Raw genomic sequence first — 25759 nt, forward strand, 5'->3', positions numbered from 1 at the left:
CGTCCTCGACACGGCGCGGGTCGGACTGGAGGCGCGGCTCGCGTCCGACGGTCCGTGTCGCGTCCGTCGCCGTCACCCCTTCACCGCCCCGGTCAGGCCGCCGACGATGCGCTTCTGGAAGATCGCGAAGAACACGAGCGCCGGGATCATCGAGAGTGAGGTGAACGCGAGCACCCGGGCGGTGTCGACCGAGTACTGGGACGCGAACGCCTGGACCCCGAGCGGCAGCGTGTAGGTCGACGCGTCGTTCAGGATGAACAGCGGCAGGAGGTAGCTGTTCCAGCTGCCGATGAACGCGAGGATGCCGACCGTGACGACACCGGGGAGCGACAGCGGCACGACCATGCGGAAGAAGAACCCGAGCTTGCTCGCGCCGTCGATGGCGGCAGCCTCCTCGAGCTCGTCCGGGATCGCCCGGAGGAACGGCACCAGGATGATGACCGTCGTCGGCAGGGCGAACGCGATCTGCGGGAGGATCACGCCCGCCAGGTTGTTCGTCAGGCCGAGGTCCTTCACGAGGATGTAGAGCGGCGTGATGGCGACCGTGATCGGGAACATCAGGCCGGCCGCGAACAGCGAGTAGAGCGCGCCGCTCCCCCGGAACCGGTACCGGGCGAGCACGAAGCTCACCATCAGGCCGAGCACGACCACGCCGAGGGTGGTGGTGACGCCGGCGATCACCGAGTTGCCGAGCTGCTGCCAGAACACGCCGCTCGTCAGGACGGTGACGTAGTTGCCGATCTGCCACGGGTTCGGCAGCCCTGCCGGGCTCGCGGTGATCTGCGAGTTCGTGCGGAAGCCGCCGAGCACGATGTACGCGACCGGGCCGATGCACACGGCGATGAACAGCAGCGCGATGAAGTACGTGCCGAGGTTGCGCTCACGCCGGACGGGTCCGGTGTCACGTTGGCGGCGCTTCGGCGCGACGATGGAGGCGGTGGCGGTCATCGGTCGCTCTTCTCGGTCAGGGCGCCGGCGGTGTCGCGGCGCAGGACGAACCGCTGGTAGACGAGGGCGACGACCAGCGAGATGAGGAAGATCACCACGGCGACGGCGTTGCCGTACCCGTAGTTGCCGGACAGGCGGCCGTTGCCGACCATGTAGGTCGCCATCGTCGAGGTCCCGGCGGTCGAGGCGATGTACTGCCCCCAGATGATGTAGACGAGGTCGAACAGCTGCAGTGACCCGATGATCGACAGGAACGCCCAGATGCGGAGCGTCGGTCCGAGGAGGGGCAGCGTGATGCGTCGCTGGATCTGCCAGTAGCTCGCACCGTCGAGCTGCGCGGCCTCGAACAGTTCCTCGGGGATGCTCTGCAGGCCGGCGAGGAAGAGGATCACCGCGAAGCCGATGTACTTCCACGAGATGATCCCGAGCAGGGTCCAGAGCGCGATGTCGGGGTTCGACAGCCAGTCGTTCCGCAGGCCGCCCAGGCCGATGCTCTGCAGCAGGTCGTTCAGCGCACCGCTCGACTGGAGCATGAGGCTCCACCCGGTGCCGACGATGACCTCGGAGATGACGTACGGCAGGAAGATGAGGACGCGGATGAGCCCGCGGCCGCGGATGCGCTGGTTGAGCAGCAGCGCGAGGACGATCGCGATCGGGCCCTGCACGACGAGCGAGCCGATCACGATGAACAGGTTGTGCCAGAGCACCGCCCGGAAGTCGGGGTCGGTGAAGATCACGGTGTAGTTCTGCAGGCCGACGAAGTCGACCGGGGCGCCGTAGCCCTGCCACTTGTAGAAGCCGTAGTAGGCGGCGAGTGCGACGGGCAGGATGACGAACCCGACGAACATGATCACCGCCGGACCGGCGAGGACGGCGATCTCGACCCGGGTGCGGACGTCGGTGCCCTTGCGGACCCGGCGGGCCGGGGCCGACGGCGAACCGTCGGCCCCGCCCGTGCGACGCCCCGCCCCGGCCGGCGCTTCGTTCGAGCGCGGTGCGACGGAGGTGGTCATGTGTCTCAGCCCTTCGCCGCGGCCTGGTTGACGGTCGACACGATGTCCGAGACGGACCCCTTGCCGGCGAGCAGGTTGACGACGCTGGTGTTGAGCGCGTTGCCGACGTTCTGGCCGTAGAGCGTGTCGAGGTAGTTCGAGACGAACGGGGCGTCGTTGTACGCCTTGAGCACCGTGGTCAGGTACGGCTCGGTCACGACCGACTGCGCGTCCTTGTTCGCGGGGATCGAGTTGAACGCCTTGTAGTAGTTCTCCTGCACGCTCTTCGTGGTGACGAAGTTGAGGAAGTCGGTGCAGGCCTTCTTCGGGGCCTTCGCCGAGCAGGAGAGCCCGCCCACGGCGCCCATCATCGAGCCGGGCGCACCCTTGCCGCCGGAGACCTCCGGGAACGGGAAGAAGCCGAGGTCCTGCAGCGGCTTGCCGTCCGGGGTGAGCGAGGAGATCACGCCCGGGTCCCAGGCGCCCATGAGCTCCATGGCCGCCTTGTGGTTCGCGACCAGACCGGCGGAGCTGCCGGCGCCCTGCTGGGCCGAGGTGGTCAGGAAGCCGTCGTTGAAGGGCTTCGTGTCGAAGAAGGCCTTGGTGTCCTCACCGGCCTGCTTCCAGCACTTGTTGTCGAACTTCAGGTCCTGCGCGGTCTTGTTGAGCACGTTCGACGAGCAGGCCCGCAGCGCGAAGTTGTAGTACCAGTGCGCCGCCGGCCAGGCGTCCTTCGCACCGACGGCGACCGGCTGGATGCCCTTGTCCTTGAGCTTCTGGATGTCGGCGTTCAGCTCGTCCATCGTGGTCGGCGTGCCCTCGATACCGGCCTCCTCGAAGAGGTCCTGGCTGTACCAGATGCCCTCGGGGTCGACGTTCGTCGGCATCGCCCAGGTCTTGCCGTTCAGTTCGAAGGCCTTGAACGATCCGTCGCTGATCCCGCTCTTGGCACCGGAGCCGATCGAGTCGGAGATGTCCAGCAGCTGGCCGGCGTTGACCATCGCGGCCATCTTGCCGCCGCCGCGCTGCGAGAACACGTCCGGGGCGGAGTTCGAGTTGAGGGCGGTCTGGAGCTTGCCGTCCAGGTCCTCGTTCTGGATCGCCTGGATCTTGATGGTGACGTTCGGGTTCTTCGCCTCGAACGCCTTGACGGTGTCCTGCCAGAAGGCCTTGCCCGGCCCGGTCGTCGAGTTGTTCCAGAAGGTCATCGAGACCTTCCCGTCGCCGCTGTCGCCCCCGGCGGCGTCGCTGCCGGCCGAGCAGCCTGCGGCCACCAGTGCTGTCGCCCCGATCAGCGCGATGGCTGCCGTGGCACGGATCTTCCTCGTCATCGTGGATCTCCTGAAGTGTCGTCGTTGACAATCAGCGACATCGACTGCCGCTGCGGAGAGCGTGCCAGCTGCCATCGAGCCGTGTCAATCGATATCGATAACGTTTTCTTTACCAATTCGAGCGGCAGCTCAGCGGTACGGTGTGCACATGGACACGGCTCTCGGCATGCGTCCCGGAGCCGGCCGGGTCACCATCGCGGACGTCGCACGCGCCGCCGGAGTGTCGATCCCCACGGTGTCGAAGGTGATCAACCAACGCGACGGCGTCGCCCCCGCGACGATCCTGCGCGTGCAGGAGGTCGTCGAGCAGCTCGGCTACGAGACCTCGCTCGTCGCACGCAGCCTCCGCAGCTCGCGGACGAACGTCATCGGCATCCTCGTCACCGAGTTCGAGCCGTTCTCGACCGAGCTCCTGCGCGGGGTGTCCGGCGCCACCACCGGCACCGGGTACGAACTGCTCGCGTACGCCGGGCTCGTGACCGGTGCCGAGCAGAAGGGGTGGGAACGCCGGTCGCTCTCGCGGTTGTCCGGCACGCTCATCGACGGCGCGATCGTGGTGACCCCGAGCACGGCGCTCTCGAGTTCGTCGATCCCGGTCGTGGCGATCGACCCGCACACCGGCCCCGAGGGGCACGCCACGGTCGACTCGGACAACGAGGCCGGGGCCGTCCAGGCCGTCGAGCACCTCGTCGCGCTCGGGCACACCCGGATCGCACACCTCCGGGGTCGTCCGGACCTGGCGTCGGCACAGCTGCGCGAGGCCGGCTACCGACGCGCACTGGCGGCAGCGGGCCTGTCGGTGGACGAGTCACTGGTCCGCGACGGCGGCTACCAGGAGGACCGTTCGGCCGAGGTCGCCCGCGACCTGCTCGCCGGACCGGACCGTCCGACCGCGGTGTTCGCGGCGAACGACTCGTCGGCGGTGGGTGTGCTCCGCGCCGCAGCCGAGCTCGGACTCCACGTGCCCAGGGACCTGTCGGTGGTCGGGTTCGACGACGTGCCCCAGGCCGCGACCACCACGCCGCCGCTGACCACCGTCGCACAGCCCCTCGTCGAGCTCGGCTCGCGGGCGGTCGAGATGCTCCTCACGATGCTGCGCGGCGAGCCGACGTCGGACCACGTCCGGCTGCCGACGACCCTGCGCGTGCGCCGGAGCACCGGACCGGCACCCGCGGACCGCTGACACGGCGCGACGGACCGCACCGTCAGCGCCGCACCGCGCGGCGGACCGCACCGTCAGCGCTGCACCGCGCGGCGGACCGCACCGTCAGCGCCGCACCGCGACCGTCAGCGCCGCAGTGTCTGCTTCGGGTACTCCCCGAACCGTTCCGCGTACGCCGCCGAGAACCGCCCGAGGTGCGCGAACCCCCACCGACGAGCGACGTCCCCGACCGCCCCGGCGAGCGGATCGGCGTCGAGCAGCTCGGCGCGCACCCGGTCGAGGCGCACCTGCCGCAGGTACGTCAGCGGGGACACGTCGAACACCCGACGGAACGACTCCTGCACCGAGCGCACGCTCAACCCCGACGCCGCCGACAGGTCGCCGATCGTGACGGGCTCCGCGGCGTGGTCGTGGACGTACTCGACCGCGGCACGGAGACGGGCGTTGCGTGGTTGCCCGAGCACCCCGGGCAGGTCGTCGAGCTTCGGCGGGAACATGTCGAGGAAGACCTCGGCGGCGGTGACCTTGGCGGTCTGCCAGGCGACGGAGTCCGTGCCGCCGACGCGCAGCGACCGTGCGAGCGCCGTCAACGCCCCCTGCCAGCGCCGCGCCGTCTCGGACCCCGGCACGTGCCGGTCGTCGAAGCGCAGCGCGTGGTCGCCGACGTCGGTGCGCGTCACGGCGACCCGGCGGACGAACGCTCGGTCGAGGTGCACGACCCGCTGGTCGTAGTCCGCGGTGCGGAAGGCGTAGTCGTGGTCCGGCGGGAAGAGTGCCGGGGCGTCGAGCGGCAGGGCGTACCGCTCCCCCAGCCGTTCGATCTCGGCGGTGCCGGAGCTGATCCAGGTCACGACGTAGTCGCCACCGGCCGGCACCACCCCGGAGAGGGCGCCGCGCAACTGCGACCGGCGGATGGTCACCTCGGCGTCGCCGATCGCCGTGTACCGGTAGTCGAAGGGCGCGTCGGTCAGCCGCGCGACCCACTGCGTGCCGCCGTAGACCGCGCCGAGGTCCCGCACGGCGTCGTCCGGATGTCCGCCGGACACCTCGAACCGGACCGTCGCCGGCGTCGTGGTCTGCCCCTCGGCGAAGTCGTCGGTCAGCGGGTCGGCCATGCGCACCCCCACGGATCGGATGTCCAGATCCCGCGGTCCCCCTCGTTATCTGGATACGCTGTCCCGGTGAGCGCGGCGTATCGTTGCGCGGAACCGATCCGCACCGAAGGGGCGACCGCGTGAGTGAGATCGACCTGACGGCCGCCATCACCCGGCTCGAAGCCGCGATGGGAGCGCTGCGGGGACGACTCCGCGAGCGGATGGACGTCTCCGGCTCGGACCTGACGGTGCTGCAGTTCGTCGCCCGCGCCGAGGCCGCCGAACGCAAGGTGCGGGTCAAGGACCTCGCGTCGCACCTCGGCCTGAGCGGACCGGCGGTCACCGGCACCGTCGACCGACTGGAGCGTGCCGGGCACCTGTGCCGCGTGCCGAACCCGGACGACGGCCGGAGTCGCTACATCGAGCTGACCCCCGAGACCGAGCGTGCCTACGCGAGCGCGATGGACAGCACGAACGAGCATCTGCACGAGCTGTTGTCCTCCTTCACGGAACGGGAGCGGGCGAAGTACGTCCGGGTCATCGACCGGGTCATCGAGGCGCTCGAGTTCGGCGCCCCGTCCCCTTGACGGCAGAGTACGGGCGCGGGCGGACGCACCTCGAACGTTTGTCCACCAAGCGCAGTTAGGTAACTTCCCTACCTATCTTGCCGGACGGACGGGCCACGCACCCGTACCGTCACGATCGGATGCCCCCGATCGGGGGTACGACCACGAGCGGGGAGGAACCATGGGCAAGTACGAATCCCAGCAGGGCGTCGACCCGGTGCGCATCGAGACGTTCCGTCGGATGCGCAAGCGGTGGAAGTACGGCGAGCTGCAGGACGGTGCCGGCCTCTACGAGGACTTCTTCACGGACACCACCCGCGACCCGCGTCGCCGCTGCCGCCGGGGCGCCCCCGCCCGGGCGGCGCGGGGGGGGCCCGCCACGCGCCTCCCGTCCCGTTCCGGGCCCGGCTCAGCCCTTCACCGCGCCCGACGTCAGGCCGGACACGATCGACCGGCGGAACACCAGCACGAGGATGACGATCGGCACCGTCGCCGCCACGCTCGCCGCGAAGATCTGGGCGAACGGCACGGTGAACTGCGTCCCGAACAGGGCGATCCCGACCGGGATCGTCCGGAAGGAGTTCTCGCTGTTGAACGTCAGCGCCATCAGGAACTCGCTCCACGACGCCGTGAACGTGAACACCCCGACCGTGAAGAGCCCCGGCTTCGCCATCGGCAGGATCACGGAGAGCACCGTGCGCCAGGCTCCGGCACCGTCGATCTCGGAGGCCTCCTCGATCGTCGAGGGGATCCCGACGAGGTAGTTCCGCATGATCCAGATCGCGAAGGGCAGGTTGAACGCCACGTACGGCACGATCAGCCCCGGGTAGGAGTTGAGCAGTCCGAGGTTCCGCTCGAGCAGGTACAGCGGGGTCAGCACGGCGATCGCCGGGAACACCGAGAGCATGAGCAACGAGGTCATGATCGCCGTCCGCCCGCGGATCCACCGCCCGGCGAGCGCGTAGCCGGCGAGGAACGACAGCGCGAGCACGATCACCGTCGTCGACACCGACACGATGACGCTGTTCACCATGTACTGGCCGAGCGCGTTGTCGCGGAAGGCCACCACGAAGTTGTCGAGGGTGAACGACTGCGGGACGGCGGTGGGCGGCGACTGCCCGATCTCGGACGCCGGCTTGAGCGACGTCGACACGAGCCAGTACAGCGGCAGCGCGGTGAGCACCGCGATGACGACACCACTGACGTTGACGGTGTTGACCCACTTCCGCCAGCCCTTGCGGATGCGTTGACGGGGCATCAGGCATCCCCTCCCTTCGCCTGGTTCCGGAACGCCCGGAGGAACAGCAGACACCCCGCCGCGACGATGATCGCCGTGGACGTCGCGATCGCCGCACCGGGGCCGATGTTGATGTCCTGGAAGAGCACCTTGTAGCCCATGATCGCGAGCGACTGGGTGGCGGTGCCCGGGCCGCCGTTCGTCAGCACGAACGGCAGGTCGAACACGCCGAACGCCTGCAGGATGCGGAACAGCACCGCGATCGTCAGGGTCGGCGTGAGCTGCGGGAGCACCACCCGCCAGAACGTCTGCCAGGTGCTCGCGCCGTCGAGCTCGGCCGCCTCGTAGTGGTCCTCGGAGATCTGCACGAGCCCCGCGAGCAGGATGATCGCCACGAACGGCGTCGTCTTCCAGATGTCCGCGACCATCAGCCCGGTGATCGCGGGCACCGGTTCGCCGAGGATCACCGGGGCCTCGCCGAAGAGCCCGAAGAACCAGGTCGCGACACCGTACGTCGAGTCGTAGATGTACTTCCAGAGCTGCGCGTTCACGATCGTGACGAGCGACCACGGGATGAGCATCAGCGCCAGCATCCAGCCCCGGGTCGCCCCGAGCCGCTCGAGCACGAGGGCCACGAGCATGCCGAGCACGAGCTCGACGAACACCGTCACGACCGTGTACAGCACGGTGAACCCGAGCGCCCGGTACCAGTCCGCGCTCTGCAGCAGGGCCGCGTAGTTGCCGAGGCCGAACGACCGGATCGTGAACCCCTCGTAGCCGACCTCGACGTCCGCGAAGCTCAGGACGATCGAGTAGACCACCGGGAAGATCGTCACCGCTGCGACGACCAGGAGCGCCGGGGCCGCGAAGCCCCACGCACCCCGCGCACGGATGCGGTCGAGACGCGACCGCCCGCTGAGGCGGGGCGGCGGGTCGAGGCGACCCGCGCCTCCTGGACGGGTCGACGACCGCGTCGCGGTGCCGGCGCTCACAGTGCCTCACCTTTCAGGGCCAGCGCGATCGCCGACGCCATCGTGCTCGTGCCGCCGTCGACGGACGCTTGGCCGCCGAGGATGCTGTTCCCGTTCTGGTAGACGCCCTGCGAGACCTTCGGGTAGTAGGCCGTCGACGTCGGACGGGGCACGAGCGTGATGCCCGCGGCGGTGTCGTACGTCGGGCGCTGCTGGCGCTTCGCGTCCTGGCTCGTGAGCGACTCGCTCCGGGCCGGCAGGACCCCGCCCTCGCGGGTGAGGAACTGCTGCGCCGTCTCGCTCGACATCCAGCTCGCGAACGTCAGCGCCGCGGCGGGCTGCTGCGTGTGCGGGTTGATGTAGTTGCCCCACCCGCCGATGGTCGAGTGGTGCTCGTCCTGCCCGTCGAAGGTCGGCCGCGCGGCGAGTCCGACCTTGCCGGCGACCTGGCTGTCCGGCCCGTTCGCGATGCCCCACGCGTACGACCAGTTGCGGAGGAACGCCGCTCGGCCGCCCGAGAACGCGTCGTTCGTGTCCTGCTCCTGGTACGTCAGGGTGGCGCGCGGGCTGGCGCCGTCGGTGATGAGGGAGCGCATGAACTCGAACGCGCGCTTCGTCTCCGAGCTCGTGGTCTCGGGTCTCGTCAGGTCGTCGTTGAGCAGCGAGCCTCCGGCGTCCGCGACGAACTCGGTGACGTTGCAGGTGAGTCCCTCGTACACGTCGCCCTGGAACGCGAACCCGTAGCTGACGTCGCCGGTGTCGACGAGCTTCGCCGCGGTCTCGCGGACCTCCTCCCACGAGCCCGGGACCTGCAGGGAGTGCTTGGCGAGCAGGTCCTTCCGGTACAGGAAGAACGACTCGTCGATGTAGAGCGGGAACATGTAGTACGTGCCGTCGACGCTCGCGGCCTGCCGGAGCCCCTCGGGGAACTGGTCGAAGAAGTCCGCGCCGACGAGCTCGTTCACCGGGGTCGCGAGCTTGTTCTTCGCGAACTGCCCGGGCCACGCGACGTCCCCGAGGTAGACGTCCGGGGTGCTGCTGCCCGCGGCGATCTGGGTCGTCAGGCTGGTGCGGTTCGTGTCGGTGTCGCTCGGGGCACTCACGATGCGCACCCGGATGTTCGGGTGCTCCTTCTGGAACTCGGCGATGAGCCGTCGCCGCAGGTCGCCGCCGTCCTTCGAGGCCACCTGCCCCGCCCACCAGCTGATCGTGACGTCACCCTCGGGCGGGTCGGTCGGCCACTCCTGGACCGTGGTGCGCTCGGGTCGGGTGGAGCAGCCGGCGAGCAGCAGCACCCCCGCTCCCCCGAGCAGGAACATCCTGCGGTCGATCGCCATCCCGTCCTCCTCGACGTCCCCTGGTGCGAACCTGTACGTCCACACAACCAACGCACCCTGGGTGCCCGGTGGGTGCGACGGACGGGAGGCGCGGTGCGGTGCCGCTGGTGCGGCGGACGGGAGGCGCGGTGCGGGGCCGACCCGCGCCTCCCGTCCGTCGGGTGGTCGCGTCCGCGCGCGGCGACGCCCCGAGACTCGGCCATGCGGACACGTTCGCGGTGTCGGAGCCGCGAACGTGTCCGCCCAGGCGAGACTCGGCGAGCGCCCCGCGCGCCCTGCGCGCCGGTCAGGCGGGCGCGGGTGCCGTCGACTCGGCCGTGCGGAGGGTGCACGGCAGCAGGAAGTGCGGCAGCTCGTCGGACTTCCCGTCGAGCTGGTCGATGAGCGCGTCCGCCGCACGGGTCCCGAGCTCGCGCCCCGGAGCCACCATCGTCGACAGCCGCGGGTAGTGCTGGTCGGCGTTGGCCTCGGACGAGGCGATGCTGAGCACCGAGACGTCCTCCGGTACCCGGCGCCCGGCCGCGTACAGGCCGACGAGCAGCCCGGCGGAGGAGTCGTCCTTCATCACGAGCACGGCGGTCACGCCGGGGTCGAGCGCGAGCATCTCGCTCGCCGCGGCACGTCCGCCGTCGCTCCCCGGACCCGCGGTGACCACGGTGCCGCCGAGTCCCCGCGCTGCCGTCACCTGCCGGAAGGTGGCCTCGGCGCGGAGGTGCGGCGCGTAGCCGGCCATCGGCGTGCCCTCGAGGTCCTCGAGCACGAGCGCGAACCGCCGGTGCCCGAGCGACTGCAGGTGGTCGATGCTCGACTCGATCGTGGTCTCGAAGTCGATGTCGACGAACGGCAGACCACTGCTGTCCCGGGTGCGGCCGATGAGCGTGAACGGGACGTCGAGCGCGGTGAGGACGGCGACGCGGGGGTCGTCCATCCGCACCTCCATGAGGATCACACCGTCGACGAGCCCCCCGGAGACGAGGTCGTCGAGGTCGTCGCCGGCGGGGTCGACCGGCCAGAGCACGAGGTGGTACCCGCGCTCGGACGCGCGCTCGGCAGCGCTCATGAAGAACTGCGAGGTGGTCGGGCTGAAGCGGTTGCCGGTGGTCGGGAACAGCAGCGCGATGATCCGGGTGCGGCGGCTCGCGAGCGCCCGCGCGACGACGTTGCCACGGAACTTCAGCTCGCGCATCGCCGCCTGCACGCGGGCGGTCGTCGCGGGGGTGACGTACTTCGTGCCGTTCACGACGAAGGACACGGTGGCGATCGACACACCCGCCCGATCGGCGACCTGCTGCATCGTGGCCATGCCGCTCAGCCTACCGTCCGGGATGCGAAAAAAGCGCTTTACAGGTGAAGCGCTTTTCTGTTAGCTTCTCGCCCCAAGGAACACAGCGACGATGACGTCAGCGGATTCGTGGTTGCGCGCCTGCCCCCTGCATCCGTCAAGAGAAGAGCTCTGCAATGAAGCAAAGATTCCCCTCCCCGTCGCGCCGGACCCGCGCCCTCGTCGGCGCGGTCGCCGTGCTCGCCACGATCCCCCTGGTCCTCACCGGGTGCTCCGGTTCCGGATCGGCCTCGTCCGGTGGGAGCAAGGCCCTGACGATCGAGGACTACTACGACGCGACCTACAACCCCGTGTACAAGCAGTGCGCGAAGGAGGTCGACGCGACGGTCACGATCAACCACGTCGCCGGTGCCGGTCTGATCTCGAAGGTGCTGCAGCAGGCATCCTCGCGGACCCTGCCCGACGTGCTCATGCTCGACAACCCCGACGTGCAGCAGATCGCGGCCTCCGGGGCGCTCTCCGACCTCAGCGACTACGGCCTCAGCGCCGAGGGCGACGTCCCCGGCGTGAAGGCGGCGAGTACCTACAAGGGCAAGCTCTACGGCCTGCAGTCGAACACGAACTCCATCGCGCTCTACTACAACAAGAAGCTGCTGGCGGACGCCGGCGTGCAGCCGCCCAAGACCTGGGACGAGCTGAAGGCCGCCGCGAAGAAGCTCACCTCCGGGTCCACGTACGGCTTCGCGATGAGCAACATCAACACCTACGAGGGCACCTGGCAGTTCCTGCCGTTCTTCTGGTCGAACGGCGGTGACGAGAAGGACATCGCGACGCCCGAGGCCGCGCAGGCCCTGCAGCTCGTAGAGGACCTGCAGAACGACGGCTCGATGTCGAAGAGCTCGATCAACTGGGCCCAGGCCGACGTGAACAGCCAGTTCCTCGCCGGCAAGGCCGCGATGATGATCAACGGCCCGTGGCAGCTGCCCGCACTGAACGCGAAGAAGGGCCTCGAGTTCGACAGCGTCCCGATCCCGACCCGCACCGGTTCGGAGACCGTCGCACCGCTCGGCGGCGAGGCGTTCACCGTCCCGCAGACCGGCGACAAGGACAAGATGCAGCTCGCCGCCAAGTTCGTCGGCTGCCTCCACTCGGAGAAGACGCAGAAGGCCCTCGCCGAGGTGAGCGGCAACGTGCCGACGAACCTCGAGGCCGGCGCAGCATGGGCGTCCGACTACCCGCAGGTGGCCTCGTTCGTCACGACCGTGAAGACCGCCCGGGCCCGCACCGGTGAGCTCGGACCGGACTGGCCCAAGGCCGCGACGAAGATCTACACCGCCGTCCAGCTCGCCCTGACGGGCAAGGCCGACCCCGAGGCAGCGCTCAAGCAGGCGCAGTCCCAGAGCCAGTAGTGCACGAGGGAGCCGGCCACCCGGCCGGCTCCCTCCCCACCCTCGGAAGGAGCGGTTCCGGCATGAGCGCCACGACACAGACCCGACCACGGACCCAGGCGTCCGTCCCACCACCACGACCCGGCCAGCGCCGCGCGCGCATGCGGATCGGGATCACCCGATGGCTCTTCGTCATCCCGGCCGCACTCTTCGTGGCCGTGTTCTTCGGCTACCCGGTCGTGAAGAACATCATCATGTCCTTCCAGGACTACACGACCAAGACCTTCTTCACGGGCGAGGCCCCGTGGGTCGGGCTCGGCAACTACATCCAGGTGTTCCAGAGCTCGGTCTTCGCGACGAGCGTCGTGAACACCGCGCTGTTCACCGCCGGCTCGATCATCCTGCAGTTCGTGATCGGCCTCGCCCTCGCACTGTTCTTCCGGCGGCACTTCCCGCTGTCGGGGTTCCTGCGCGGCCTCCTCCTCCTGCCGTGGCTGCTCCCGCTGATCGCGTCCAGCGCGGTCTGGAAGTGGCTCCTCGACCAGGACAGCGGCGCGCTCAACCAGCTCCTCGGCGTGGTCGGCATCGCCCCGGTGCCCTGGCTGGTCAGCCCGAGCCTCGCCCTCATCGCCGTCATCGGCGTGAACGTCTGGCTCGGCATCCCCTTCAACACGACGATCCTCTACAGCGGGCTGCAGTCCGTGCCGCCGGAGCTGTACGAGGCCGGCGCGCTCGACGGCGCCACGGGCTTCAAGGCGTTCTGGTACATCACCTGGCCGAGCATCCGGAGCGTGGTGAGCGTCGTGATCGTGCTCGGGGTCGTCTACACGCTGAAGGTCGTGGACATCATCCTCGGCCTCACCGGTGGCGGCCCGGCGAACTCCACGCAGACCCTGGCCACGAACGCCTACCACCAGTCCTTCATCAACTTCCAGTTCGGCATCGGAGCCGCCGTGAGCAACGTGCTCATCGTCGTCTCGTTCGTCTTCGCGATGGTCTACATCGCGATCTCCAGGAAGGCGGTCGACGAATGAGCGTCGGACTCGCGAACCAGACCGTCACCGCCACCCGGGCGATCACCACGAAGCGCAGTGCACGAGTCCCCGGACCGAAGCGCGGCGTCAAGGGCATCCCGCTCACGATCCTCGGCTGCGTGTTCCTCGCGATCATGGTGTTCCCCGTCTACTGGATGGTGAACACGAGCCTGCAGGCCACGTCCGGGGCCGCCACCGCGACCTGGTTCCCGTTCTCCCCCACCTTCCGCGGGTACGAGACGGCGTTCGCCCAGCAGGGGCAGAACTTCCTGTCGAGCATGATCATCGGCCTCGGCACCGTCGTGCTGACCCTGGCGATCGCGACCCCGGCCGCCTACGGGCTGGCTCGGTTCAAGATGCGCGGCACCCGGGTGTTCCTGCTCGTGCTGCTCATCACGCAGATGATCCCGGCGATCGTCATCGCGAACGCGCTCTACACGCTGTTCAACAACGTCGGGCTGCTGAACAGCTACATCGGGCTGATCCTGGCCGACAGTGCCGTCCAGGTGCCGTTCGCCGTGCTGCTCATGCGTGCGTTCATGGAGTCGATCCCGCCGAGCCTGGTCGAGGCCGCGCTCGTCGACGGGGCGAACGACTTCCGGGCGTTCATCTCGATCGTCCTGCCCATCAGCCGGAACGCCATCGTCACGGCGGCGCTGTTCACGTTCCTCGGCGCCTGGGGTGACTTCCTCATCGCGCTCACCCTGACGTCGACGACCGCGGTCCGGCCGATCACGCTCGGCATCTACAACTACATCGGTTCGAACGTCACCGACTGGGGGCCCGTCATGGCGACGTCGGTCCTCGCGTCGCTGCCGGCGGCCGTGCTGCTCATCGTCGCCCAGCGGTACATCTCCGCCGGCGCACTCGGCGGCGCCGTCAAGTGACGGCAGCCCACGCCGGGCGGCCGGCGACGACCACGAACCCCAGCCAGAAAGGCACACCATGACCACCACCCCGCTGCGCATCACCGTCTGGGGCGAGAACGTCCACGAGCAGGTCGAGCAGCACGTCGCCGAGCGGTACCCCGACGGCATGCACGGCGCCATCGCCGACGGCATCCGCGAGAACCTCCCGGACGCCGTCGTCCGCACCGCCACGATGCAGGAGCCCGAGCACGGCCTCACCGACGAGGTCCTCGCCCAGACCGACGTCCTCACCTGGTGGGGCCACGCCGCGCACCAGGACGTGGACGACGCCGTCGTCGACCGCGTGCACAAGCACGTCCTGTCCGGCATGGGCCTCGTCGTGCTGCACTCCGGCCACTGGTCGAAGATCTTCGGGAAGCTGATGGGCACGACCTGCACGCTCCGGTGGCGCAGCGAGCACGACCAGGAGCTCGTCTGGACCGTGAACCCGCAGCACCCCATCACGCGCGGTGTCCCGAACCCGATCGTCATCCCCGAGCAGGAGATGTACGGCGAGTACTTCGACGTCCCGACCCCCGACGAACTCGTGTTCATCTCGGGCTTCACCGGCGGCGAGGTGTTCCGGAGCGGCATGACCTACCGCCGCGGTCTCGGGAAGATCTTCTACTTCTCCCCCGGCGACCAGGACTTCCCCGTGTACCACCACAAGGACGTCCGACGCGTGATCGCGAACGCCACCGAGTGGGCGCGGCCGGAGCGTGAGCGGGAGATCCCGACGCTGCGCCGGTACGACCTCGGCGAGTACTTCGACGGCCAGCACTACCGCGGCCCGTTCGACGACGCATCGGTCGAGGAGCACGAAGGGGCACAGGCATGACCCTCCGCGTCGTGCAGGTCGGCGCCGGCGGCATGGGCCGCGCCTGGCTCGCCACCGTCGCGGCCGACCCGGACGTCGAGCTGGTCGGCATCGTCGACCTCGACCTCGACGCCGCCCGGGCCGGAGCCGCGGTCGCCGGCGACCCGACGATCCCCGTCGGCACCGACCTCACCGCCCTCGCCACCGAGACCGGTGCCGAGGCTGTCCTCGACATCACCGTCCCGGTCGCGCACCACCCCGTCACGCTCGAGGCCCTCCGCGCCGGACTCCCCGTCCTGGGCGAGAAGCCCGCGGCGCAGACGGTCGCCGAGGCACTGTCGCTCGCGGCCGCCGCCGAGGCCACCGGCAAGCTGTTCATGGTGTCGCAGTCCCGGCGGTACAACGACCACCTCGTCGCCTTCCGGCAGCACGTCCGTGGGCTCGGCGGCGTCGGCGGGCTGAGCACGCGCTTCGCCAAGGCCCCGCACTTCGGCGGCTTCCGCGAGGAGATGGACGACGTCCTCCTGCTCGACATGGCGATCCACGCGTTCGACTCCGCGCGCTACGTGCTCGAGCGGGACCCGGTGTCGGTGTACTGCGAGTCGTGGAACCCGTCGTGGTCCTGGTACCGGGGCGACGCCGCGGCCGCCGCGGTCTTCACGTTCGAGGACGACGTCCGCTACGTGTACGACGGCTCGTGGTGCGCACCGGGTGCCGAGACCTCGTGGAACGGCGACTGGCGCGCCTCCGGACCCGCGGGCACGGCGCTGTGGGACGGCGACCACGACCCGTGGAGCGACCTCGACGGCACGCCGGGCGCACCGGACGCGGCCCCGAGCGTCGGCAACGAGATCGCCGGTGCACTCGCGTCCTTCGTCCGTGCGGTCCGCTCCGGCGAGCGCCCCGACGGCGAGGTGCACGGCAACGTGATGAGCCTCACGATGGTGGACGCCGCGATCGCGTCCGCCCGCACCGGGCGGCGCATCGTCATCGACGAGGTGCTCGAGCAGGCGCACGCCACGGCGCTCGAGGTCGAGCAGGACGAAGCCATCCGCGAGCGACTCGCGTCGTGGGGTTCGGTGCGCAGCGCGCTCGCGACGGGGTCGCCGGACACGGCCGCGCTCGGCTGAGCGACGCCGGCGGTCCAGGAGGCGCGGTGCGGCTCGCGACGCGACCGTCGCGCCGGGCGCGGTGCGGGTCGGACCCGCACCGCGCCTCCCGTTTGTCCGTCCACCGTGCGCACCGGGGGCGACCCGTCACCGTTACGGTGGCCGTGTGCGTGGACAACGGTCGTCGGACACCCCAGCGGAGGGGGCCCCGCTGCTGCTCGTCGCGGCCGATCCCCGTCGTCGTACCGGACGGACGCCGTGGGGCCGGGTCCTCGTCGGTGTCGTGATCGCCGCCCTCGTCGGGGGCGCGGCAGTCGCCACGGCGGGCACGCTCGTCTCGCAGCGCATCGCGGAGGGCTTCGCCGTCCGTGACGCGACGTCGGACACCGCCGCACTGGCGCGGGTCGTCGTCGAACCGGCCCTGGTGGACGCGATCGCCGATCCCGACGCTCCCGAGTCCGAACGGGTCGCAGCGCGCGCACGACTGGCCGACGCGGTCGCCGGCGAGCTGCGGGCGGGCTCCGCGGTCCGGATGAAGCTCTGGGCGGCGGACGGGACGGTCCTGTGGTCCGACGAACCGCGGCTCGTCGGCGAACGGTTCCCGCTGGGCGACGAGGACCTCGAGGCGCTCGACACCGACCGGTCCGACGCCGAGGTGTCCGACCTCACCGAGCCCGAGAACCGCTACGAGCGCGGGCACGGTCCCCTGCTCGAGGCGTACCAGGCGGTCCACACCCCGTCCGGCCAGGCCCTGCTGTTCGAAGCCTACGAGCGGTACGACGACGTGGTCGCCCGGGCATCCGACCTCCGCGGAGCGTTCGCCGCGCTCGCGTTCGGGACGGTCGCCGTCGTGCTCGCGCTGCTCGTGCCCCTGCTGCTCTGGCTCCTCCTGCGGATCCGGTCCGGGCAGCGCGCTCGGGAGCGCCTGCTCGGTCGTGCGCTCGACGCCGAAGCCGCCGAACGCCGACGGATGGCGGCCGACCTGCACGACGGCCCGGTGCAGGACGTCGCGGGCCTCGCCCTGTCGCTCGGTGCGGACCCCGCCACGACGGACGCCGCGGCCGCGCTCCGTCGGGCAGTGTCCTCGCTCCGCGGCTCGATGTCCGCGATCCGGCCCGCGGCGCCCGAACGGGACGGCCTCGGTGCGGCGCTCGACGACGTGTGCGCACGGGCCCGCGCCGCCGGACTCACCACGAGCGTCCACGTGCCGGAGTCGGTCGACGCGTCACCGGCAGCCCTGCTCGCCGTCGTGCGGTTCGTCCGCGAGGCGGTCGCCAACGTCGTGACGCACGCGCACGCCTCGGTCGTCGACGTGCAGGTCGGTACCACCGGGCCCGGCCCGAGCGTCGACGCGGCTGTGGACCGTGGGCTCGTCGTCACCGTCACGGACGACGGGGTCGGGTTCGATGCGACGCGCGCCACGGACCCGGGCCGGCCGGGGCACCTCGGCACCACGCTCCTGCGCGAGATCGCCGAGGACACCGGCGGCTCCCTCGAACTCGACACCGCGCCCGGCGCCGGCACCACCTGGCGGCTGACCGTACCGGTCGACACCGAGGCACTGCGGTGAGGGTCCTCGTCGTCGATGACCACGCCCTCGTCCGGAGCGGGCTGAGCGCCGTGCTCGCGGCGACGGACGACTGCGAGGTCGTCGGCGAGGCCGCCACGGGTGAGGAGGGCTTCGCGCTCGCGCGGGAGCTCCACCCGGACGTCGTCGTGATGGACCTGTCGATGCCCGGTGCCGGCGGGGTCGCGGCCACGGCGGCGCTGCGGTCGGCGATGCCCGACGTCCGGGTGCTCGTCCTCACCACGTTCGCCGACGACGGGCGGGTCCGCGCTGCCCTCGCGGCCGGGGCGACCGGGTACCTGCTCAAGGACGCGGCCCCGGACGAGGTCGTCCGCGCCGTCCGCGCAGCAGCCCGCGACGAGACACCGATCGACCCCCGGGTCGCCCGGGCCCTGCTCCCCGGGGGCACCGCGGACACGAGCACCGACGTCCGACTGCCGCCACGCGAACGCGACGTCCTCGTCCGGATCGCCCGGGGCTTGTCGAACCGGCAGATCGCCACCGAACTCGGGATCGCCGAACGCACCGTGAAGGTCCACGCCGGCAGCCTCTTCCGGCGCATCGGGGTGGCCGACCGCACGAGCGCGGCGCTCTGGGGCAGGGACCACGGGTACTAGTACCAAGGTCCGATGGTGCGGTCCCGGTCGGGCGGCGACGATCGGTGTCGAGGGGTACGCACCCCAGCACACCAGGAGGCACACCATGTCCAGCACGCACCAGCGCCACGGGCGGCGCATCGGCATCGTCGCCGCGGTCACGGCCGGCGTCGTCGCCGCGGTCGCACTCGCCGGGGTGGCCCCCGCGAACGCGTCCGGCAAGACCTCGACCGGCGGCGACTACGCCGTCACCGTGAACGGCACCACCACCAACCCCGCGGTCGGGAAGGACGTCAAGCTCAAGGACGTCGCCGTCTCGGGCACCATCGCGGTCCGCGGCAAGCACAACGGGTTCGACATCCGCATCGCCGACCTCGGCGTGTACGACTACACGCTCACCGGCGCGCCCGACACCCAGCGGATGGTGACGAAGCCCACCGTCGTGTTCGCGTCGAAGGTCCCCTCGCTGACCGCCGCGCAGCTCGCCAGCACGAAGCTGTCCTCGCTCGAGGTCAAGGACGACACCCTCGTCGCGATCTTCGCCACCGGTGCCGGCAAGCTCAAGGTCCAGGCGAAGGACGGCGCGCAGGGCGGCATCTTCCAGATGGAGACCGAGTTCGCCCAACCGGTGACGTTCACGCACACGCTCGGCGCCGGGCTCTTCTACTTCACCAACCCGTACACCGGGAAGATCAACTTCGGCGACGGCACCCCCGCGGTGGCCTCCGGGAGCGGCGCGCACCAGATGCTGCTCGGCAAGGACAGCCCGTAGGTCGCGACGAAGACGTCGCAGACCGCGACCACGACGACCTGGACCGTCCAGCCCGGCGGGCGCATGGGCGGGGTGCTCGGCGAAGACGCCGTGGAGCTCTCACAGGGTGCGACGAACTGCACGAGCCAGTGCCAGGCGCAGAACCAGGTCCGTGGCTCCCTGCCGGTGCCGCCGGACCCGGTGGACCCGCAGCCGCTGGTGGTCGCGGTCCGCTGACGCGGACGGAGCGCGCGGGAAGCACGGGAGGGGGGGGGGGGGGGGGGGGGGGCCCCCCCCCCCCCCCCCTCCCGTGCGTGTACCGTCCCACGCAACACATGGCTGGCGGGCGATCGGGGAACGCGATGCGACAGATCATCGGGACGACACTCATCGTGGCGCTGGCAGCGGCCGCACTGATCGGAGTGGCGCCGCCCGCGAACGCGGCCGCATCGGGCACGATCGCCGTGCAGCTCGCAACGCCGGACGGCACCCCGATCCGACTGGCGGACGTCGAACTCGCCGCGATCGGCACCGACGCCGTCGTCGGGACCGCCACCTCCGACGTCGACGGCACCGCGACGTTCGCCGGCATCCCCGCCCCGGACACCGTGACGGTCACCACACGGCAACTCCCGCCGCGCGGAACGGACACCTACGCACCCGGACTCCGTTCGGACATCGCGGTCCGCGGTGGCACGACGGTCGCGGTGACCGTGCCGCTCGTCCGTGGCGCCACCGTGCAGGGTGGGGTGATCGGCCCCTCGGGTCCCGCGGCCGGACGGCTGATGTACGCGTGGAACGAGGACACCTCGCAGGTGTTCCGGACGACCTCGGACAGCGCGGGACGGTACCGGTTCCTCGGGTTGAGCACCGGTCAGTACCGCATCGAGGCGTACGCCAGCGGCACGGCGTCGCCCGCCGTGTGGAAGACGCGGGTGTACCAGCAGCGGGGGACGCTCCCGGCGTCGCAGGTGACGTTGTCGCAGCACTACGCGCACAGCGACTACGACCTGGCCGTCTTCGCCAACACGGCGTCCCGCACCCCGTCGCCGCAGCTCAGTGGCGCGAGCGTCGTGGTGACGGAGGCGACGAGCGGAGCGTCGTTCTCGACCCGGTTCTCGACGCTGCTCGACGACGAGCAGACGGCCCAGTTCCAGATCCCCTCCGGGCAGTACGTGGTCGAGCTCCGGACGATGGCGACGACCACGACGCCGTCGCGTGTCCTGTGGCTCGGCCGTCCGGGAGGCGTGTACCGGTACGTGACCGACCGGGCGCAGGCCGTCCCGGTGAGGGTCGTGTTCGGCGGGTTCAACGGGTGGGGTGGAACGGTGCCGGAGGTAGCGTCGCGCTGACCGGCGACGTTCCTCAGCCGGACGCGCTCACGGACGACGCGATGGCGATCAGGTCGGACACCACCTCGTGCAGCGGTCGAGCCGCGTCGAGTTCGTGCGTGCATCCGGCGCGCAGGAGCGGCTCCACCTCGACGAGATCCGCCTCGATCATCCGGCGCTCGAGCGCGGTCTTCCCGTAGGGGTTCGTCGTGCGGCGCGCGACCCGATCGAGCATGACGTCGAGCGGAGCGCTCAGGAGCACGATCGCATCGAACCGATCGGAGAACTCGGACTGGTTCCGGACGCACCCCTGGACGAAGAGCGAGCGGTCGTCCACCGCGTCCAGGAGCGCGGAGATCTTCGCCTCGACCCACATCCACTCGCCCTGGTGCCCTTCGTCGGGTGGATCCGGCAGCGTCCGGTACTCGCGCCACCCGGGATCATCGGTGTCCACGACCCGGTAGCCGTGCGTCGCGAGCTCCATCAGCGCGGACGACTTCCCGGTTCCCGACATCCCGGTGATCAGCACCTTCGACACAGCCCCAGCCTAGGACCGGACAGTCTGGCCCACGCGCGAGGAACCTCGAGCGGCTCGCGGCCGGTCAGGGACGGAACACGGCCCTGACACACCCGTCCGTCTTGTCCTTGAACATGGCGTAGCCGCCCGGTCCTTCCTCGAGGGGCATGACGTGGGTGGCGAGGTGCTCGGTGAGGATCTCGTCGTGGGCCATCCGCTCGAGGAGCATGGGGATGTACCGGTGCCCGTGCTGTTGTGCGGAGCGGAGCGTGAGGCCCTTGTTCATCACCGCCCCGAGGGGGAACTTGTCGACGAAGCCCCCGAACACGCCCAGGACGAAGACGCTGCCGCCCTTGCGTGCGGCGAAGATCGCCTCTCGCACGGCTGTGGGCCGGTCGGTCTGCAGTCGCAGTTGCTGCTTCAGCTGGTCGTACGCGAAGTCTGGTCCGTCGCGGTGTGCCTCCATCCCGACCGCCTCGATGCACACGTCGGGACCGCGGCCGCCCGTGAGCTCACGGAGTTCGGCTGTCACCTCGCTCGTCTCGTAGTTCATGGTCTCCGCGCCGATGACCTGCTCCACCTGCGCCAGTCGCTCCGGGAAGCGGTCGATCACGATGACGCGTTCGGCGCCGAGCAGCAGCGAGGCGCGTGCCGCCATCTGTCCGACGCCTCCCGCGCCCCACACCCCGACGGTGTCTCCTGGACGGACGCCGCCGAGCTCCGCTCCCATCCATCCTGTCGGAGCGGCATCAGAGGCGAAGAGCGCCCGCTCGTCGCTCACCCCTTCAGGCACGGTGAACGCGCCCTGGTCGGCGAAGGGCACGCGGATGTACTCGGCATGACTCCCCGCCCACCCGCCCAGTGCATGCGAGTACCCGTAGCAGCCTCCGGGTGCCTGGCCCCAGAGCATCTCGGGTATGCCCGCGTTGGGGTTGCCGTTGTCGCAGAGCGAGTACAGCTCATGGCGGCAGTACCAGCAGTTGCCGCAGCTGATGAACGAGCAGACCACGACACGTTCGCCGACGTCGTGCTTCCTGACCGCCGACCCGATCTCGACGACCTCGCCGAGGAATTCGTGCCCTAGTACGTCGCCTGCCCGCATGGTCGGGACGTATCCGCCGAGGAGGTGGAGGTCGGATCCGCAGGTCGTGCTCAGCGTCACCTTCACGATGATGTCCTGCGCGTTGAGGATCTCGGGGTCTTGCACGTCCTCCACCGCGAGCTCGTTCACTCCGGTCCAGCACAGCGCCTTCACAGCACACCCCCACCCCTGGCCTCGTCTTCCGCGGTGTCGACCGCGCGCCCCAGCAGGGTGCTCGGACGACGTCCGTGCGGCCGCGGGGTCGCCCGCAGCACCTCGCCCGTCTCGAAGACCTGCTTGGCATCACGCAGCGCCTCCCGCAACAGCATGTTCGGGTCGCCGTCCACCGGGACCTCACCGCCGTCCCGGAAGCGAGCGTGCACTTCGAACCCCTTGCCTCCGGACGCAGGCTCGATCCGGATCTCCAGCAGCCCAGCAAGGCGCTGCAACGGCTCGGGGTAGCCACCGCTCTCGAAACGCTCGGCCGAGCCCAGGACGGTGACCGCCTTCCACCCCTGCGGGTGTGTTCCGTCCCCGTCCGACTCCCGTTCCCGCTTCACGAGCGACCGGGCGACGAGGCCCGCCGCGATGCCCGCGACGCCGACACCGACGACCGCGGCCGTTCGACCCGCCATGGTCACGCCCCCTCGCCGGGCTTGAGGACGACCTTCGTCCACCCGGTATCGCGGTTGTCGAAGTGCTCGTAGGCATCCGGCGCCTGGGCGAGCGGCAGCTCGTGGCTCACGATGAACGACGGCTTCGCCTTGCCAGCAGCGATGAGATCGCGGAGCTGACGGTTGTACTTCTTCACGGGCGCCTGCCCGGTCCCCATCGTCTGGCCCTTGAACCAGTGCAGTCCCATGTCGAACGCGATGCGCCCGTGCTTCGCCAGTTCGTCGGGTCCGCCCGGGTCCTGCGGCACGAAGACGCCGACGGTGCCGATCCGTCCGGTGAACCGCACCGACTGGACCAGTCGATTGAGCGTGAGGTTCGGTTGCTCGTCGCCGACGGGGTCGTGCGCTTGGTACCCGACGCACTCGCAGCCGTTGTCCGCTCCGAGCCCCATCGTCTGCTCCAGCACGGCCTCCACCGGATCGACCTTCGAGTCATCGATGGGGATCGCACCGATCGACTCAGCCAGGCGGAGGCGGTCCGGATGCCGATCCACCACCATGACCTTGCTCGCACCGCGGATGGTGGCGGACAGAGCAGCCATCAAGCCGACCGGTCCGGCACCGTAGATGACCGTCTGGTCCCCCGGCCCCACCCCAGCCATCTCGGTCGCGTGGTAAGCGGTCGGGAAGATGTCGGCGAGCATGACGTAGTCGGCGGACTTCTCCTCCGCGTCCTCGCCCAGGCGGAGGCAGTTGAAGTCGGCCCAGGGGACGCGAAGGAGCTCGGCCTGTCCGCCCGCCCACGGTCCCATGTCCGCGAACCCGTACGCCGCTCCCGCCCATTCCGGCACGGGTTGCGCGGTGAGGCAGTAGTTCGTCAACCCGCGCTCGCAGTTCTTGCAGTGACCGCACGCCACGTTGAAGGGGAGGACCACGTGGTCACCGACCCGTATCTTGTCCACGCCGTCGCCGGCTTCGATCACCTCACCCAGGTTCTCGTGACCGAACCACCGTCCGGTCTCGAAGCTGGTGCGGCCCTCGAACATGTGGAGGTCCGACCCGCAGATGTTCGTCGTCGTGATCCGTACGAGCACGTCGGTGGAGCGCTCGATACGCGCATCCGGGACATCTCGCACCGCGACGCTGCGCGGCCCCTCGTACACAACTGCCCTCATGATCGTCTCCTCTGTGCGGATGCCTCGAACACGCGTGGTCCCGTCGACCGCTCGGCAGGGCCATGACACGCCTGGCACCGAGGACACACCATCGGCAGACATGCCCATGCGTCCGGCGGGCTCGGGACGCACCCCCACCGACCGACGGTGGTAGACCGAGGCAAGACGTTTTCGGACAGTTCCGTTCACTCCTGCTGGCGATGGTCCTGAGGTGGTCGAGTCCCGTGTCACGCACCGGTGCGATCGAGCTCGCTGACATCGCTGCGCGCCCGTCCTCCGTCCACGAGCGGGCTCAGGCCATGTTGGACGAGGTGCGCACCCAGATCCCGTTCGACGGCGCGTGGATTGCGCTGGCCGAACAGGGCGGTACCGCCTACAACTCGGTGGCGAGCACCGACCTCGCGGAGTCGAGCGTCCGCTACATGAGCGGCCCCGAGATGGCACGCGACATCGAGATGGCCGGGCTCGATCGTGAGCAGCCGCCCACCAGCATGTCGGACCTTCCCGAGTCGTCCCGCGACCTGCAGAGTCGGGCCGCTTGTCTGTCCGCGGGGTTCCACGAGACGCTGTCCGTCGCGCTGTACGAGCGTCGGGGGCGACACGTGGGCTTCATGACCGTGCTGTTCCAGAGCCCGGAGCCACCCACACGGTCCCTCCGCCGACGCCTCGCTCGCATCCTCCCGGTCCTCGCGGCGGGGATCGACCCGCTGCGGACGCTCGCAGCATCAGCGGCCTTCGTCGACGGGGCCCGAGCTGGGGCGGTCCTCCTTCCCGGGCACGGCGTCATGCGCCTCCCGGGCTTGTCGGACGACGGACTCTTGGCCACCGGTTCGGCGCTGATCGAGGCGGCCAGGGACGCGATCGACGACGGGCAGGACCATGCGGTGTTCCTGTGGCCGCTCGGGAGCCGTCGGTCGCCCGACGTCTACGAGCGGGTGACGGTACTGGGCTGCGGCAGCGATCTGCACGCCGTGGTCCGCGGTGTGGTGCTGCTGTCGTCGGCCCCGGACCGGCGGGGTCTGACGCCACGGGAGCTCGAGGTGCTCGGACACCTGATCGAGGGGTGTTCCAACGTCGAGATCGCCCGGGCGCTGAGGATCGCTCCCCGCACGGTCGCCGCGCACCTCGAGCACATCCTGGTCAAGCTCGACGCCACGTCACGCACGCTCGCCGCCGTCCGGGCCGAGCGTGCCGGCCTCTACGTCCCCTTGTCCGGATCACGGCACGGCTGACTGGATCGCAGCGCAGCCGAAGCGCAAGCCGGACCGTCGCGAGCGGCCGCCGTCCAGAAGGGAAGAGTCATGTCACACCTGTCCGTGAAGGCCTGCATCGCCGTGGTCGTCGGCGTCGCGGTCGCGGTGATCGCCGGGCTGCTCGGTGTCCCCGACCTGTCGGCGCTCCTCGGGTGGTCGACCGCCGCGCTGGTGTTCCTCGTCTGGGCGTGGTCGACGGCCTGGCCGGCCGGCCCCGAACGCACCCGTTCCCTCGCTCGTCACGAGGATCGCTCGCGACGGATGGTCGACGTGCTCATCATCGTCGCGACGTTCCTCAGCCTGGTCCTGGTGGTCTTCGCGCTCTTCCGGAGCCAGCAGCACGACGCGGTCGGCTCGGCCGCCGCGATCCTCGCAGTGGTCGGAGTCGTGGCGGCCTGGGCGGTCATGAACACCGTCTACGCGTTCAAGTACGCGCGCATGTACTACATCGACGACAGGCACCGTTTCGACTTCGACCAGGACGAGGACCCGTCCTACAGCGACTTCGCGTACACCGCGTTCTCCATCGGGATGGCCTACAGCCCGGGCAACATCGTCCAGTCGTCCACTCCCTCCCGCCGCATCGCCATGGGCCACGCGCTGCTGTCCTACTTCTTCGGCACGTTCGTGGTCGCGGTCGCCATCAACCTCATCACGGGTCTCACCCAGGGAGGGTGAGATGCGCGCGTTCGCTCCGT

At 70.1% G+C, this 25759-nt stretch carries 26 protein-coding genes; 14 read left to right on the forward strand and 12 right to left on the reverse strand.

Features of this window, described 5'->3' with window-relative positions; all coding sequences use genetic code 11:
• Positions 1-72: 72 nt before the first annotated feature.
• The 3 genes from WFH25_RS14985 to WFH25_RS14995 are packed head-to-tail and all read right to left on the reverse strand — an operon-like array spanning position 73 to position 3271.
• Positions 73-948: a carbohydrate ABC transporter permease gene (locus tag WFH25_RS14985; protein ID WP_070416818.1), complete on the reverse strand. Its 876-nt coding sequence runs from the start codon at positions 946-948 to the stop codon at positions 73-75.
• Positions 945-1961, reverse strand: a complete 1017-nt coding sequence (locus WFH25_RS14990; protein WP_336698377.1) for a carbohydrate ABC transporter permease — start codon at positions 1959-1961, stop codon at positions 945-947. Before WFH25_RS14990 ends, WFH25_RS14985 begins: the two co-directional genes overlap by 4 nt.
• A gap of 5 nt (positions 1962-1966) precedes the next feature.
• Positions 1967-3271 (reverse strand): ABC transporter substrate-binding protein, encoded by a 1305-nt coding sequence (locus WFH25_RS14995; protein ID WP_229086973.1) that lies wholly within the window; start codon positions 3269-3271, stop codon positions 1967-1969.
• 148 nt (positions 3272-3419) lie between these two features.
• On the opposite strand from WFH25_RS14995, the gene WFH25_RS15000 reads away from it, so the two are divergent.
• Positions 3420-4454 (forward strand): LacI family DNA-binding transcriptional regulator, encoded by a 1035-nt coding sequence (locus tag WFH25_RS15000; protein WP_336698378.1) that lies wholly within the window; start codon positions 3420-3422, stop codon positions 4452-4454.
• A gap of 104 nt (positions 4455-4558) precedes the next feature.
• Here the strand turns inward: WFH25_RS15000 and WFH25_RS15005 are convergent, their stop codons facing one another.
• Positions 4559-5548, reverse strand: a complete 990-nt coding sequence (locus WFH25_RS15005) for a helix-turn-helix transcriptional regulator (protein ID WP_071295287.1) — start codon at positions 5546-5548, stop codon at positions 4559-4561.
• A gap of 119 nt (positions 5549-5667) precedes the next feature.
• Between WFH25_RS15005 and WFH25_RS15010 the strand changes: the two genes are divergently transcribed.
• On the forward strand, positions 5668-6114 hold the full coding sequence (locus WFH25_RS15010; RefSeq protein WP_229086967.1) for a MarR family winged helix-turn-helix transcriptional regulator: 447 nt from the start codon (positions 5668-5670) through the stop codon (positions 6112-6114).
• Positions 6115-6502: 388 nt separating this feature from the next.
• Here the strand turns inward: WFH25_RS15010 and WFH25_RS15015 are convergent, their stop codons facing one another.
• The 4 genes from WFH25_RS15015 to WFH25_RS15030 all read right to left on the reverse strand — a co-directional run bounded on the left by WFH25_RS15015 (position 6503) and on the right by WFH25_RS15030 (position 10941).
• Positions 6503-7351, reverse strand: a complete 849-nt coding sequence (locus WFH25_RS15015; protein WP_336698379.1) for a carbohydrate ABC transporter permease — start codon at positions 7349-7351, stop codon at positions 6503-6505.
• Positions 7351-8322: a carbohydrate ABC transporter permease gene (locus WFH25_RS15020; RefSeq protein ID WP_175473726.1), complete on the reverse strand. Its 972-nt coding sequence runs from the start codon at positions 8320-8322 to the stop codon at positions 7351-7353. The genes WFH25_RS15015 and WFH25_RS15020 overlap by 1 nt, the downstream gene beginning before the upstream one ends.
• Complete coding sequence (locus WFH25_RS15025) at positions 8319-9638, reverse strand: ABC transporter substrate-binding protein (protein WP_070416823.1); 1320 nt, start codon at positions 9636-9638, stop codon at positions 8319-8321. Before WFH25_RS15025 ends, WFH25_RS15020 begins: the two co-directional genes overlap by 4 nt.
• Before the next feature lie 286 nt (positions 9639-9924).
• The gene (locus WFH25_RS15030; protein WP_175473725.1) at positions 9925-10941 is read right to left on the reverse strand and encodes a LacI family DNA-binding transcriptional regulator; all 1017 of its coding nucleotides are present in this window, start codon (positions 10939-10941) and stop codon (positions 9925-9927) included.
• A 155-nt stretch (positions 10942-11096) separates the two neighbouring features.
• On the opposite strand from WFH25_RS15030, the gene WFH25_RS15035 reads away from it, so the two are divergent.
• From WFH25_RS15035 to WFH25_RS15080, 10 genes are all read left to right on the forward strand, one after another.
• Positions 11097-12329, forward strand: coding sequence for a sugar ABC transporter substrate-binding protein (locus tag WFH25_RS15035; protein WP_336698380.1), 1233 nt, complete (start codon positions 11097-11099; stop codon positions 12327-12329).
• Positions 12330-12391: 62 nt separating this feature from the next.
• Positions 12392-13342: a carbohydrate ABC transporter permease gene (locus WFH25_RS15040; protein ID WP_374115124.1), complete on the forward strand. Its 951-nt coding sequence runs from the start codon at positions 12392-12394 to the stop codon at positions 13340-13342.
• The gene (locus WFH25_RS15045) at positions 13339-14229 is read left to right on the forward strand and encodes a carbohydrate ABC transporter permease (RefSeq protein ID WP_229086959.1); all 891 of its coding nucleotides are present in this window, start codon (positions 13339-13341) and stop codon (positions 14227-14229) included. Before WFH25_RS15040 ends, WFH25_RS15045 begins: the two co-directional genes overlap by 4 nt.
• Before the next feature lie 58 nt (positions 14230-14287).
• Positions 14288-15088: a ThuA domain-containing protein gene (locus tag WFH25_RS15050; RefSeq protein ID WP_336698381.1), complete on the forward strand. Its 801-nt coding sequence runs from the start codon at positions 14288-14290 to the stop codon at positions 15086-15088.
• On the forward strand, positions 15085-16197 hold the full coding sequence (locus tag WFH25_RS15055; protein WP_229086956.1) for a Gfo/Idh/MocA family protein: 1113 nt from the start codon (positions 15085-15087) through the stop codon (positions 16195-16197). Before WFH25_RS15050 ends, WFH25_RS15055 begins: the two co-directional genes overlap by 4 nt.
• 145 nt (positions 16198-16342) lie before the next feature.
• Positions 16343-17746 carry a sensor histidine kinase gene (locus WFH25_RS15060; RefSeq protein WP_336698382.1) on the forward strand — a complete coding sequence of 468 codons (1404 nt, stop codon included), beginning with the start codon at positions 16343-16345 and terminating at the stop codon, positions 17744-17746.
• Complete coding sequence (locus tag WFH25_RS15065; RefSeq protein WP_336698383.1) at positions 17743-18360, forward strand: response regulator transcription factor; 618 nt, start codon at positions 17743-17745, stop codon at positions 18358-18360. Before WFH25_RS15060 ends, WFH25_RS15065 begins: the two co-directional genes overlap by 4 nt.
• Positions 18361-18445: 85 nt before the next feature.
• On the forward strand, positions 18446-19111 hold the full coding sequence (locus tag WFH25_RS15070; protein WP_336698384.1) for a hypothetical protein: 666 nt from the start codon (positions 18446-18448) through the stop codon (positions 19109-19111).
• 90 nt (positions 19112-19201) lie between these two features.
• Positions 19202-19327: a hypothetical protein gene (locus tag WFH25_RS15075; protein ID WP_336698386.1), complete on the forward strand. Its 126-nt coding sequence runs from the start codon at positions 19202-19204 to the stop codon at positions 19325-19327.
• Positions 19328-19452: 125 nt separating this feature from the next.
• On the forward strand, positions 19453-20442 hold the full coding sequence (locus WFH25_RS15080; RefSeq protein ID WP_336698387.1) for a carboxypeptidase-like regulatory domain-containing protein: 990 nt from the start codon (positions 19453-19455) through the stop codon (positions 20440-20442).
• A 13-nt stretch (positions 20443-20455) separates the two neighbouring features.
• On the opposite strand, the gene WFH25_RS15085 is transcribed toward WFH25_RS15080, so the two are convergent.
• The 4 genes from WFH25_RS15085 to WFH25_RS15100 all read right to left on the reverse strand — a co-directional run bounded on the left by WFH25_RS15085 (position 20456) and on the right by WFH25_RS15100 (position 23808).
• On the reverse strand, positions 20456-20959 hold the full coding sequence (locus WFH25_RS15085; protein ID WP_336698388.1) for an AAA family ATPase: 504 nt from the start codon (positions 20957-20959) through the stop codon (positions 20456-20458).
• Positions 20960-21023: 64 nt separating this feature from the next.
• Positions 21024-22154, reverse strand: a complete 1131-nt coding sequence (locus WFH25_RS15090; protein ID WP_336698390.1) for a zinc-dependent alcohol dehydrogenase — start codon at positions 22152-22154, stop codon at positions 21024-21026.
• 35 nt (positions 22155-22189) lie between these two features.
• Entirely contained in the window at positions 22190-22654 is a 465-nt protein-coding gene (locus tag WFH25_RS15095; protein ID WP_309778775.1) for a hypothetical protein, read from the reverse strand.
• 2 nt (positions 22655-22656) lie between these two features.
• Positions 22657-23808, reverse strand: a complete 1152-nt coding sequence (locus WFH25_RS15100) for a glutathione-independent formaldehyde dehydrogenase (protein ID WP_336698391.1) — start codon at positions 23806-23808, stop codon at positions 22657-22659.
• Between the two features lie 299 nt (positions 23809-24107).
• On the opposite strand from WFH25_RS15100, the gene WFH25_RS15105 reads away from it, so the two are divergent.
• Both WFH25_RS15105 and WFH25_RS15110 read left to right on the forward strand, forming a co-directional pair.
• Complete coding sequence (locus WFH25_RS15105) at positions 24108-25040, forward strand: helix-turn-helix transcriptional regulator (RefSeq protein ID WP_336698392.1); 933 nt, start codon at positions 24108-24110, stop codon at positions 25038-25040.
• 69 nt (positions 25041-25109) lie between these two features.
• Positions 25110-25739 (forward strand): DUF1345 domain-containing protein, encoded by a 630-nt coding sequence (locus WFH25_RS15110; protein WP_309778772.1) that lies wholly within the window; start codon positions 25110-25112, stop codon positions 25737-25739.
• Positions 25740-25759 lie beyond the last annotated feature (20 nt).

This window comes from Curtobacterium sp. USHLN213 (assembly GCF_037144815.1).
Taxonomy (GTDB): Bacteria; Actinomycetota; Actinomycetes; order Actinomycetales; family Microbacteriaceae; genus Curtobacterium.